Raw genomic sequence first — 13,696 nt, 5'->3', positions numbered from 1 at the left:
CAGGTAAAGCGTACTTATTTAGTTACTTTTTGTTAGTGCACAATACTTTAAAAGTGTTGTGCATTATTTTTTGGACCTGTCTTACAACACTGTTACTGCCCTTCTTAACATTGCCTTAAAGTTAGAATAATAGAGTCATAACCCCAACGTAATACTGATACAATCTGAGTGTGCTATCATAGGCATGTAATGCTAAGGAACAACTAGGCATGCAAAAAATAAGCACACTTAGAATGGAATGTACTGTTTATATAAGATCAACGGCATATTCTTTACCGTGGGTTCTTTTCCTCCCTTCTAAGTCGATTTCAAATCAGCATAATAATGATTTGGTAATACTGATTTAAATCGATGCTAATATTCAAACTATAAGTTTGCGATCTCAATCTAATCCACAAACTAATCCATAGATAATATATCATGAAGATACTAACTAATATTGTTGGCGTGCTACTCATGCTAGCACTCTTTGTTTCATGTGATAACGATTCAACCTCTTCCAATCCATCTGCACCTTCGGTAGATGCTCCGGGAAAACAAACTGCCTTGGTAGGTAGCTCAGTAGATCTTACTTTTAGTTTTTCTTCTGATGCTGGATACTCTTCGGCAACTGTTTCTGCATCTAATGGTGATGCCACCATTTCTTCAGAACCTAAAAAAGAAGCAACTAACGGAGATATTGTAGTTAGCTTTTCTGCTACTAATGCAGGGGCAGGTTCGGTTGATCTTTCTGTTTCTGATACAGAAGGACTGAGTAGTAAAGCAACAGCTGTAGTGGAAGTGAATGATGAAGAAAAAGAAATTATCGTAACAGATAACATTACGGATGATATCACTTGGGAAGACGGTAAAACGTATATACTGGCAGGACGTATTGCCGTAGAAGCCGGCGCTACACTTACTATTGAGGGCGGAGCTGTAGTAAAAGGAGAAGCTGGTTCTGGTACCAATTCGACTGCTCTTCTTGTTGCCCGTGATGCTACTTTAAATGCTAATGGTACTGCAAGTGCGCCCATTATTTTTACGTCTGTAGCAGATGAAATTACTCCCGAGATGGTAGACAAAGGTAACTTTGCCAGCCCAAATCTCAATTCTGAGCAACGAGGTCTCTGGGGCGGTGTTATAGTCCTTGGAAATGCTCCCATCTCAGCATCCAACGATCCTGCATCAATTGAAGGTATACCAAGCACCGATGATAATGGACTCTATGGCGGTGATGATGCCGGGGATAGTTCTGGTTCTATAAGCTACATTACAATTCGACACGGTGGAACAAACATCGGTTCAGGGAACGAAATTAATGGACTCTCACTCGGTGGCGTTGGTTCTGGAACTACCATCGAAAATGTTGAAATTGTTGCTAACCAGGATGACGGTGTTGAATTCTTCGGTGGTACAGTAAATGTTACGAATGTATTAGTCTGGAACAACGGCGATGATGCTATAGATACCGATCAGGCTTGGGCAGGCACAATCGACAATGTGGTTACTATCAGTCCTTCAGGCTCTACTATGGAGCTTGACGGTCCCGAAGGTTCATATACAGGCAGTGGGCATACTATTAAAAATGTAACAGCCTATGTTGAAACCAACGGTTCGGAGCTGATTGATGTGGATGCCAATACTGATTCTAACGTTCAGAATGTACTGTTCTTCGGTTTGGCTACGGATGATAATGGGGCCGCTGATAACATGTTCTCCAGTGATTACGATGACTATGCTGCTAACCAAAATGGTTATGCTATCACCTCTATTCAAGCGGTACTCCCTTCTAATACAACACTGAAAGGATACTTCCCCGATGCTCTAGTTGATAATAACGAAGTATCAGAAGTTGCAGATCTTAATAGTGCAACGGTTGGAGCCGATGTTAGCAAGTTTGGATTTACTTGGGCCAGCCAGTCTGGTACGCTCAGTGATCTCGGACTTGAATAAAACCATCTATTAAGTAAGCTATTCTATGAGTTTGCCTTTAGCGAACCTAAAGGCAAACTCCTTTTAAAAGTCAGCACACATTTTTAAACAGCACACAATTTTATTTTTAGGCTTAGTGATCAGTCCAATGAATAATCTATTTAAACTTACATTACTCATTTTCTTTTTTGGGATTATCAATGTCTCTTATGCCCAGGAAGAAGGTACCATTAGAGGTACAGTTATCGAGAACACCAATGGAGAACCGGTATATGGAGTAACAGTAGTAGTAAAAGGTACATCGAAAGGTGCAGCAACTGATTTTGATGGAGAATTTGATATTAAGCTGCCCGCCGGAATGTATGATGTTCGTATTTCATATGTTTCTTATAAGCCTATTACCATAGAGTCAGTAAAAGTATCACCGGGTGACGTTACCTTGCTTGATAATATTCGAATTCAGAAATCGGTGGAAGAGATGGAAGAGGTGGTAGTAACAGCAGAGTCTATTAATATCTCTGAAGCGGCCTTAATGACAAAAAAGAAAACTTCTGCTCACGTTCTTGACGGTATATCTGCAGAAAAAATCACCCGAACAGGTGCTTCCGATGCAGCCTCGGCACTAAAAAAAGTAACAGGAGTTTCTATACAAGAGGGCAAGTATGTTTACGTGCGTGGGTTGGGGGATCGATATACAAATACGATGTTAAATTCAGTTGAAATTCCCAGTCTCGATCCTACGCGGAATAGTTTGCAGATAGATATTTTCCCAACCAATCTTATCGAGAATATGGTAATCAATAAAACAGCTATTGCAGAACTTCCGGCTGATTTCACGGGGGGGATCGTGAATATTGAAACTATAGATTTCCCGGAAAAGCCCATTTTTGATATATCTATAAGTACTTCGTTTAAGCCGCAGATGCATTTTAATAATCAATTCTTGAACTACCAAGGCAGTAATTCCGATTATCTTGGTTTTGACGGAGGAGCACGTGACCTGCCAGAAGGGGCGGGAAAAGGTGACATTCCAACTCCTTTTAACGGTAGTGAAAATGAAGTTTATAATTTTGTAAATAAGTTTAGCTCAACCCTTGGTCCCCAAAAAGAATCAAATTTGATGGACTATAGTTTCAGTGTATCACTGGGGGATCAGTTTGGTGTAGGAACGGGAAATAAGTTGGGGTACATCTTTTCCGGTACTTATAAAAACGCTACGACTCATTTTAATAACAGAGAGTATGGAGAGTATCAAATTTCTGCTGACCCTGCTACTTATGAACTGGTACGTGCCAATACGCAGTCAGGTGTTGTTTCAGAACGAAATATCCTGGCAGGGGGGCTGGCAGGACTATCATTTAAAACGAGCCGCTCTAAATTCAAGTTAACGGCAATGCATTTGCAGAATGGAGTAAATAAAGCAGCGGTAATGGATGTTGATAACAGTCAAACAGCCCCCGGGCAATCAGGTTATCTGGGCGAATCTTATAATTTGGAATACAGTGAACGAAGTATTTCGAATGCGTTACTCAATGGGACACATTATTTTAGTAATAGCAACTGGACTTTAGATTGGCGACTCTCACCAACCTTTTCAAAAATGTCGGCTCCTGACATTAGAAAAACCACCTATACCATGCGTGGTGATAACCATATTTTTAATGCCGGAGCCGGAGGATTTCCAAGTCGATTATGGCGAGATATGGATGAGGTTAACTTGGTTGGACGGTTTAATATTACCAAAGATTATGAACTCTTTGGGGAGCCTGCAAAACTTAAATTCGGAGGAAGCCAGATCTATAAACAACGCGACTATGAAATTTTATCATTTGATATGCAGTTTTTTGGTGCCCAGCCTGATTGGACAGGTGACCCTGCAGAAATTTTAAGAGATGATAATATATATGGCCGTGAAAATGGAGTCATCTACTATCAAAGCGGTAACTCTGATCCGAATCCCAATGCGTATAGTTCTAATGTACATAAAACATCATTTTTCGTGTCCAATGAGTTTAGTTTGTTTCCCGGTTTAAAAACAACCTTTGGATTACGGATTGAAAACTATATACAACGCCACACTGGACGTTCTGTTCGTTTTGCGCAAGGGGATAACAGTGCCCAGAATCTGGCAGATGAAAAAGTGTTGGATGCACTTGATTTCTTTCCTTCAGCAAATATTACGTACCAGTTAGCTGAGGACATGAATTTGCGATTCTCATACTCGAAGACAATTGCTCGCCCATCTTTTCGGGAGTTATCTTTTGCCCAGATATTGGATCCTGTTTCAAGTCGAAGGTTCAATGGTGGGTTATTTCCTTTTGGGTGCGACAAGGATGGAGGTAACTGCAGTTGGGATGGTAACTTAGGGGAAACACGAATCCATAATTTTGACTTAAGGTGGGAGAAATTTTATAAACGTGATCAATTGTTATCACTCAGTTTGTTCTATAAGTCTTTTGATGATCCAATTGAGTTAGTGCGCCTTCGAAACTCTACCACAACCAGTGAATACCAGCCACGAAACGTAGGAAAAGGACAAGTGTTGGGGGCTGAGTTAGAAATTCGAAAATCACTCAATTTTATATCGTCATCCTTAAGCAATGTCGGATTTAGCAGTAATGTGACCATCGTTGAATCGATCATCGATATGACCCCAAATGAATATGAGGCTCGTAAAAACTATAAAAGAGAGGGGCAGAATATTAATGACCAGCGACAAATGGCAGGACAAGCACCATATATCATTAATGCCGGATTCACTTATAAAAATCCCAATATCAGTTTAGATGCAGGGCTATTCTATAATGTGAAGGGCAAGACCTTGGTGTTGGTTGGTGGAGGTATATTCCTGGATGTATACTCTGATCCCTTTCACAGCCTTAAATTCAATTTAAATAAGTCATTCGGGCAAAACGATCGGTATTCTTTAAGCCTGAATGTATCTAATATTCTAAATGAAGCGCGACAAGAGTTATATCAAGGTTATCAATCAATAGATCAAATCTACAGTCGGTATGAACCTCATCGCTCGGTAAGCCTTAGCTTAAAATATTCTTTTTAGCCTTAACCACTCTTTTTGATTATCTCACATGTAATGTGTGAGGTGTGCTGATCACAAGGGGGTTCCGTTGATCCGGGACCTCCTTCTTTATTTTGGGTTTTATTTGATATAGATGCCCTTTAGTGATAATTTTATCTGATAATTATAAAAAAAGCGGGAACCCTATATTTTAGAGAATCGTTGTAAGTGTTTGATATTTTAAATTCAGAAAAATAGATACAGCTTTGGTTTTTGTTACAAGAAAGGCACATTTTAATGCCGCTCATCGATTACATAACCCTGAAAAATCTAAAAAGTGGAATAAAGAAACATTTGGGAAATGTAATCATGAAAATTGGCATGGACATAATTATACCATACGGGTAACCGTTGCAGGAACACCAGATGATGAAACAGGATATGTAATTGATCTCTCAGTCTTGAAATCAATAATTGAGAAAACGATTGTTGAAAAGTGTGATCACAAAAATTTAAATATTGATGTAGACTTTTTAGATGGTGTATTACCATCTACAGAAAATTTGGTAAAAGTTTTTTATCATCAACTAGAAGATCCTATAAAAGAAGGAACTAACGGAAACGGCTTTCTGTATGAAGTTGAACTGGAAGAAACCGAACGAAATTCAGCAAAATATTGTCCATACCTTTTGAATAAAGAGGTTCCTGTTCTTTGATTAACAACTATAGAATTGCAGTATAAACGAATGATTTCTACAAAATTGAAACGTTACTACGATCCAACTTTTACAGTATCTGACGACTATAAAAAAAGCTTGCCCGATTTACAGAACGGACCGGCCTCACTTATTGAAGGTGCCGATGTTCCCATTCAGCAGGTCGGTATTTCGGATTTTAAGCTACCGCTAAAGTATCCAAGACCCGATGGTGAGCTTATTACTCTTGAAACCTCTGTAGATGGCTATGTGGGGTTAGAGGCCGGCAAAAAGGGCATAAATATGAGTCGCATCATACGCTCATTTTATGAGTTTAAAGATGATGTTTTTCATCCCGACAAATTAGAGGAGGTACTGGAAAAGTATCGCGAAGATCTTGATTCTCAGTCGGCCTACTTGCGGTTATCCTTTAACTATCCTGTTTCGCAGGAAAGTTTACGTTCCGGCTTAGAAGGGTACCAGTATTATACTGTGGCTATTGAAGGAACAATGAATACGAATGGTGATTTTCGCAGTTTTATCCATCTTGATTTTGAATATAGCAGTGCTTGCCCCTGCTCATACGAGCTTTCTGAACATGCTCGTGAAGAGCGTGAAGTGGTGAGTATTCCACACAGTCAACGTAGTGTAGCCAACCTCACGGTGGAACTTAATGAAGAGATATTTATTGAAAATTTGGTACAGCATTGCCAGGATGCCCTGATGACGGAAACACAGGTTATGGTAAAACGAGAAGATGAGCAAGCTTTTGCTGAGATGAATGGAGCGTACCAAAAATTTGTGGAAGATGCTGCACGCCTTCTCTACGAAGAGCTAAATGAGGAGCAGCAGATTAAGGATTTCGTAATTCGTTGTGTGCATATGGAAAGTCTACATAGCCATGATGCAGTAAGCCGTATCTGTAAAGGAGTTAAGAACGGCTTGCGTTAAAAGTACTTAGTTATACTCCTACTTTTTTAAGTAAAGGAAATTTTCTGAAACTCCGATGTTGTTATAAATGGTCTAAAGGGACACAATATATAGTGTCCCTTTTTTTGTTATAACCTATTTATTTAGAAATAAAAAAGGCATCGTAGCAAGACTACGATGCCAATTCTATATTTTAAGAAAAGAACCAATCAACCATAGCAAATTTTGGAAACTTGCTATGGTTATATGATCACATATTTAATGTAGAGCTTCGCTGACCAGTTTTTCTTGTTCAGCTTTATGGACTTTCTTATGTCCTGCTGCCGGGGATGCCGAAGCTTGTCGACCAGCGTAACGCAGGTTCTGGCCCTTTTGCAACTCTTGTGAAATACGCGGAGCTACAAAGGTCCAAGCCCCCATATTCTTGGGTTCTTCCTGGCACCAGACAATATCATCAACATGATCATACTCAGAGAGAATATCATTAATATCTGCATCAGGGAATGGATAATATTGCTCTAAGCGTACAATAGCGACATTATCGATCTCATCCTCTTGACGCTGTTTATAGAGGTCGTAATAGACTTTACCAGAGCAGATGACCAAGCGATCAATGTCGTTTTTATCTTCTACTTCCTGATCAGCGATAAAAGGTTGAAATACACCTTCCGCAAGATCAGAAGCCTTAGAGGTTGCCAATGGATGACGTAATAAGCTTTTTGGTGACATGATAATAAGAGGTTTCTTATCATCTTGCTTTGCTTGTTTACGCAGTATGTGGAAATACTGAGCCGGAGTAGTAAGGTTGGCAACCTGCATATTATCTTCAGCACAAAGCTGCAGGTACCGTTCTAATCGGGCCGAAGAGTGTTCCGGGCCCTGACCCTCGTAACCATGGGGAAGCGTCATTACCAGCGCTGATTTTTGTCCCCATTTGGCTTCACTTGCAGAAATGAATTGATCAATTTGTACTTGGGCTCCGTTGGCAAAATCACCAAACTGTGCTTCCCAGATAACCAGGGCATCTAGTTTGGCAGCACTGTATCCAAATTCAAAACCTACACAGGCAAATTCACTGAGCAGACTGTTATAGGGGAAGAAGGGTGCTTGATCTTCTTCAAGATTATTAAGCGGAATAAATTCTTGGTCGGTTTCAGTACCATGTAAAATGGCATGGCGGTGAGAGAAAGTACCGCGTTCAGCATCCTGTCCGGTTAAACGAACAGTGGTTCCTTTCTTTAGCAGAGAGCCAAATGCCAGGGCTTCTGCAAATCCCCAGTCAATTTTCTTTTCATTTTTATCAACAATTTCAGCCCGCTTAGCCAGCTGCTTTAACAGCTTGGGATTCGCGTCAAAGTCTTTTGGTACTGTATTTAACTTAACGGCAATATCTTTAAGCTCTTCTTCAGGGAAGGTAGTATCAGGATATTCCGGCCGCTCCTCTTGTTCCGTCTCGTGACGATCAATCATATCCTCAGTGACTTTAAGGGGAGAAGCATTTTTTGCATCTTCAAATGCATCACGCAGAAGTTCATCAAACTCATCAAAGATCTCCTGCATCTCATCTTCGGTAAATTCGCCTTTTTCAAGCAGTCGCTCGGTATAGATATCGCGAACCGTTGGATGATTTTCTATTTCTTTATACATACCGGGTTGTGTAAAGGCGGGTTCATCACCTTCATTATGTCCGTGCTTACGGAAGCCGATAAGATCAATAACAACATCTTTACCAAACTTCTGGCGATATTCAAAAGCCATCTGTATAGCATGTACCGCTTCTTCCGGGTTATCACCGTTGACATGAAAGATGGGTGCCAGAATCATTTTTGCCAAGTCAGAGGCATATTCCGTAGAACGGCCATCTTTAGGTAAGGTAGTAAAGCCAATTTGGTTGTTAATAATAATATGAACAGTACCGCCCGTTTTGTAGGCATCTAACTGCGACATATTCAGCGTTTCAGCTACTACACCTTGTCCGGCAAAAGCAGCATCACCGTGAATGAGCACCGGTACATTTTTCTTCTCGGCCTCTTCTCCATCATGATCCTGAGTAGCACGAGTTGCTCCTTCTACTACGGGATTTACCGATTCCAGGTGACTGGGATTAGGCATAAGTTCAATTTCAACCTCTTCGCCCGTTGTTGTCTCATACGTTCCTTTCGAACCAAGGTGATATTTTACATCTCCCGATCCTTGTATACTGTCGGGATCAAGGTTGCCTTCAAAATCCGCAAAAACCTTTCGGTATGGTTTGTTCATAATATTTACGAGGATATTCAATCGTCCCCGGTGAGCCATGCCCATAAATATTTTTTCAACCTTATCTTCACCCGCTTTTTCCAACATGTGATGCATCATCGGAATTAGGGTATCGGCCCCTTCTAGAGAGAAACGCTTATGGCCAATATATTTTTTATGCAGAAACTGCTCAAAGGCCATCGCCTGATTGAGCTTGTGTAGAATATCTTCTTTCTGATCTTTGTTGAGCTCTGGTGTATTAGTGGTAGACTCCATACGCTCACGTAACCACTTTCGCTCTTCCAGGTCAAGAAGGTGCATATATTCTGCTCCCATCTTTCCACAGTAGGTTTGGCGAAGCAAGTTGATGATCTCGCGGAGCGTTGCTTTCTCATTACCGCCCAAGCCGCCGCAATAAAACTCTCGGTCCAGGTCCCAAAGGGTAAGATCATAGTATTCCAGATCCAGCTCGGGATTGTGCCCGGGCTCATCACTAAGTGGATCCAGATCAGCAAGTACATGACCGCGTGTTCGATACATATTAATTAAACGCATTACAGCAATAGCACGCTTGTTTTGTTCAAGCGTAGCTCCTTGTCCATCAAGTTGGCCTACGTAGTTATCTTCACCATAGGGGAGGGGATCATATGGAATTTCCAGATCCTCAAAGATATTACTGTAAAAATCTTCTTCTCCATTTAATAGACTGTGCACTTTCTTTAGGAAAGATCCGGATTCGGCTCCCTGTATAACCCGGTGGTCATAAGTAGAAGTAATGTTCATCACCTTGCTAATGCCCAGCTTGTTCAGTACTTCCTGAGACATAGACTGGTACTCGGCAGGGTAGTCAATAGCACCGGTCGCAATAATTGTTCCCTGAGTTTTCATCAGTCGGGGTACCGATTGAACAGTCCCGATCATCCCGGGATTGGTAAGCGTAAGCGTAGTACCCTGAAAATCAGAGATCTCAAGGTTTCCATTTCGCGCCTTATCAACAAGGTCAGCATAGGCGTAGAGAAACTCTTTAAAGTTCATCTTGTCTACGCCCTTGATGTTGGGAACCAGCAAGTTACGTGATCCGTCCTTATTTTGGACATCAATTGCAAGCCCCAAATTAACTTGGTCGGGAATTACTTTATAAGGTTCCCCATCTTTATACATAAAAGAGTTGTTCATGTTGGGGAATTCTTCCAGGGCTTTTATAATAGCCCAAGCAATATAGTGGGTAAATGACGACTTCGGTTCATTGCGTTGCTTCAGATGCCGGTTAATAATAGCACGGTCTTCGATAAGCATCTTCATGGGGAGGGCACGAACAGAAGTAGCTGTAGGCACTTCCAGACTCTCATCCATATTTTCTACAATCTTACTGGAAACCCCTTTAATCTTTTCTAGCTTTGCACCGGAAGGGAGCTGTTTATCCTCCTTCTTTTTTTTCTTAGTGTCTTTTTTAGTAGTAGGTTTTTCCTTAACAGGAGCCGAGGGTGATGCAGGTGCACCATTACCAGCCTGTTGAGGCTCAGATTTTATCTCCTCAGCACTTTCAACCCCTTCAATTTCATCAAAATATTGTCTCCAGTGATTTGGTACCGAAGAGGGATCAGATTTGTATTGGTTAAACAGTTCTTCAACGAGTGCGGAATTGGGTCCGAATATAGATTCGAGCGACTTCAAAATGTGGTCTTATTGACTAATTTAAATTTTTGGCTAACAAAAGCCTATACGAGTTATATTTGCTTATTTTGTAGGGCTTCAAAATCCCTAAAACAATTAAGCCTAAAGTTAAGTATTGTAATATTAAATTGGAACTTTTCATTTTTTAAATATCATACCAAATAAACCCAAGGGTATAGTTATTTTCGGGTGATAATTTCCGACAATATTCCATAGATATTTTAAGAGAGTTTCGAAGGAAGCCATCGTACTGCCAAAGGAAGGCGATAACTATGTCTTCGACGGGAATCGAGAAAGAAATACTCCATTATAGCATTCTAATGTAATAGAAGGGGGTTTGGGTACTCTTGTTAATAAGATAAATGGTTATCGTAATAATAACAGTTGCTTTTTGAGCTTTGTATGTTCAGCTCTGTTATACTATAATTATCGTACTAAATTATAACTTCATCATAGACTATTGCTACTAAAACGTCCGATAGCAGCATTCATGCTAATATTAGCGACGTTTATTTTTGGGACGATCGCACTCACCGAACTCTCTGTTAACCTGCTGCCTGAGGTTGATTCGCCTACTTTATTAGTACAGACCGATTGGAGCGGAGCTGCTCCCCGGGAAATAGAACAGCAGATTAATGAACCGATGGAAGAAGTATTGAGCACGGTCCAAGGGCTTGATAGCATCCTCGGATTTGCCCGACAGGGGCAAAGTATTATTTCCCTGAGGTTTAAATGGGGACAAAATATGGATCTTTCTTTTCTTAATGTGCGAGAAAAACTTGATCAGATTCGTTTTGCTTTGTCCGAGCAAGCCAAACGCCCACAGCTGGTCCAGAATACCGCTTCTGATAAACCCATAGCCATACTGGGGATCACAAGTGCAGATAACTCGAATCCCGATTTTAACACACGCCTTAATCTGAAACGGTGGGCCGAACAGGTACTATCCAGAAGATTAGAGCAAGCCGAGGGTATTGCCCAAACTGTGTTAGTGGGTGAAGTAAAACCTGAGGTTAAAATACGATACCGGCCCAAAGCCTTAAATCGATATGATATTTCTCTTGGTAAAGTTGAAAGCCTGGTGTCTGGGGCAAACCTGTTTACGTCTACCGGTGAAATGCGAGATGGCTGGTATCGATACTCATTAAAATACAGAGTCGTATTCAGTCTATTGAAGATGTCAAGGAGGTACCGCTTAAAACCTTGGGCACGGGGCGGGTGTTTAGGCTCAGTGATGTTGCGGATATAACCCTGGGAGAAGCAGATCCCACCTCATTTTCATTGGTTGATGGCAAAGAAGTACTCAGTATACTGGTAAAAAAAGAGTACGGGGCCAACACCGTTGAGGCCTACGATACCATGCTGCCCCTGCTCGACGAATTAAGAGCCAAAAACAAAGATATTGGTATTACTGTTCTTCAGGAAAATGCGACTTTTATTCGCAATGCCATAAATAACATATTACAGACCTTGTTGTATGGAGCCTTGTTAGCATTCATTATACTATTCCTGTTTCTGGATAATTGGCGGACTCCTTTTACTATAGGGATAGCTATTCCCGTAAGTATTTTCCTCACCTTTTTTGTGATGTTCATTTCCGATATCCAATTGAATATCGTATCACTCAGTGGTCTGACCCTTGCCATCGGGCTCTTGGTAGATAATGCCATTATTGTGCTCGAGAATATCAACAGGCACCGGGCCACAACTGGTTCCATTATGGAAGCAGCCTACAAAGGAACAAGCGAAATTTCACTGGCCGTAACTGCATCTACCTTTACCACTATTTCGGTATTTCTGCCACTTGTTTTTATAGGGGGATTTGAAGGAGCCTTTTTCCAGGATCAGGCCTGGACTCTCTCTATTAGCCTATTGGCCTCACTGGGAGTAGCCCTGCTTATTTTACCGGTGTTGGTCACACAATTCCGAAAAAAAGAAGGGGATTACTCAACGGTATTAGGCTTTAACCAATTTTTTAACCGGTTGCGGAACCGATATGAAGATAGCCTACAGTGGGCATTGCGCCGTAAAGGGTTGTTTTTTAGTGGAATGATGCTACTTCTGATAGGAGCCGGATTTTTGTTTACATCTGTAACCAAGCGAGTGTTGCCCGAGACCGAGCCCCGGGAAGTACGCTACCAAGTACGGCTGCCGGGGAATACTTCGTTGCACACAACCCGCGAAGTTGCAGAAAGTCTGATTAGAAAAGTAGCAGCTAAAAAAGCAGAGGGCAGATCTACACGGATCTTAGGGGGATATACCGATCAGACGAATCTCTCAAACCTTTCCGAGGAGGGACCCAATAAATTTACTATCAGTATTCCCGTACAAGGCTATGATATGGCTGATGAAATCGATAAGGAAGTAACACAATTTCTGGCTGATCAGCCTGGGTGGACCGGCCAGCAGCTGGCAGCCCAAAATGCATTAAACGTATTACCTTCGGCTAATGAGCCGCCTATTCTATTTCGGCTGGTGAATGAGGACCGGCATAAAAGTGAGCAGTTAGCGGCCAGACTGGAGAAAGACCTACAAGAGCTGGGGAGTAACATTACAAAAGATACGTCAAATGTAAATGCTTCAGTGGTATCACTGGTCGGTACACAAAAAGTATTTGCAGGTCCATGTTCACGAAGAGGTTGTAGTGGTTCTAGTGGGGATTGCGGGGAATCTCATACTGTCTATGATCAATAAACTCTATTGACGTAATTCGTAACAGGAGGGATGCCATGTTCTCTTTGTAAATAGAGAGGCAATGATTTTAAAGAATCAGGAGGTCGATCATGCAGCCTAATCAATATAAGCAGGTCAAAAATAAGTTACAGGCATTCCAAGAAAAATTGCTTAAAAAGCCATACGTCCCACAATCTGTTGTCATTGAAAATAATTTATGCTCATGGATTAGAAAATGGCCAGCTGCCGGCAATTGTTGAACGATCACTGATATGTATTTATCGGAATGTATTTAACCATCACCTAACAGTGGCATTTGTAAAAAAGAAGTGTGATATAAATGGCAACAACTGGGCCGGAAAGTTTAAGTTTTATTGGGGGTACCGCCAAAGAAGTTTATCAATTTATTACGGGCTGAGGCCTCTGTAAAACTATTACAAGATAGTGATTTGGAAGGACTGACGATTCAATGTATTGCCATGCATGTAGGGTATAGAAGCCCTTCAACGGTAGCACCCGGACGGAGCTGCTGAACACTTACATATTTGAAATG

Annotated in this window: 5 protein-coding genes and 1 pseudogene; 5 read left to right on the top strand and 1 reads right to left on the bottom strand. The window is 41.2% G+C overall.

Annotation, left to right across the window (positions count from 1 at the left end):
* The first annotated feature begins 420 nt into the window (after nucleotides 1–420).
* From FCN14_RS05660 to folE2, 4 genes are all read left to right on the top strand, one after another.
* Complete coding sequence (locus tag FCN14_RS05660; RefSeq protein WP_138430163.1) at nucleotides 421–1,935, top strand: beta-helix domain-containing protein; 1,515 nt, start codon at nucleotides 421–423, stop codon at nucleotides 1,933–1,935.
* A gap of 127 nt (nucleotides 1,936–2,062) precedes the next feature.
* Nucleotides 2,063–4,975, top strand: a complete 2,913-nt coding sequence (locus FCN14_RS05655) for a TonB-dependent receptor (protein ID WP_138430161.1) — start codon at nucleotides 2,063–2,065, stop codon at nucleotides 4,973–4,975.
* Nucleotides 4,976–5,199: 224 nt separating this feature from the next.
* Nucleotides 5,200–5,649 (top strand): 6-pyruvoyl trahydropterin synthase family protein, encoded by a 450-nt coding sequence (locus FCN14_RS05650; protein WP_138430160.1) that lies wholly within the window; start codon nucleotides 5,200–5,202, stop codon nucleotides 5,647–5,649.
* A 30-nt stretch (nucleotides 5,650–5,679) separates the two neighbouring features.
* Nucleotides 5,680–6,579: a GTP cyclohydrolase FolE2 gene (gene folE2 / locus FCN14_RS05645; protein WP_138430159.1), complete on the top strand. Its 900-nt coding sequence runs from the start codon at nucleotides 5,680–5,682 to the stop codon at nucleotides 6,577–6,579.
* Between the two features lie 237 nt (nucleotides 6,580–6,816).
* Here the strand turns inward: folE2 and FCN14_RS05640 are convergent, their stop codons facing one another.
* The gene (locus FCN14_RS05640; RefSeq protein WP_138430157.1) at nucleotides 6,817–10,470 is read right to left on the bottom strand and encodes a multifunctional oxoglutarate decarboxylase/oxoglutarate dehydrogenase thiamine pyrophosphate-binding subunit/dihydrolipoyllysine-residue succinyltransferase subunit; all 3,654 of its coding nucleotides are present in this window, start codon (nucleotides 10,468–10,470) and stop codon (nucleotides 6,817–6,819) included.
* 490 nt (nucleotides 10,471–10,960) lie between these two features.
* Between FCN14_RS05640 and FCN14_RS05630 the strand changes: the two are divergent.
* Nucleotides 10,961–13,164: pseudogene (locus tag FCN14_RS05630) on the top strand (efflux RND transporter permease subunit).
* The last annotated feature ends 532 nt before the right edge of the window (nucleotides 13,165–13,696 follow it).

This window comes from Fodinibius saliphilus (assembly GCF_005869845.1).
In the GTDB taxonomy this organism is placed as follows: Bacteria; Bacteroidota; Rhodothermia; order Balneolales; family Balneolaceae; genus Fodinibius; species Fodinibius saliphilus.
This window is presented reverse-complemented; position numbering and strand designations above follow the sequence as displayed.

Coding starts and splice junctions, on each gene's coding strand:
- FCN14_RS05660 (WP_138430163.1), top strand. CDS start 421: ATGAAGATACTAACTAATATTGTTGGCGTGCTACTCATGCTAGCACTC.
- FCN14_RS05655 (WP_138430161.1), top strand. CDS start 2,063: ATGAATAATCTATTTAAACTTACATTACTCATTTTCTTTTTTGGGATT.
- folE2 (WP_138430159.1), top strand. CDS start 5,680: ATGATTTCTACAAAATTGAAACGTTACTACGATCCAACTTTTACAGTA.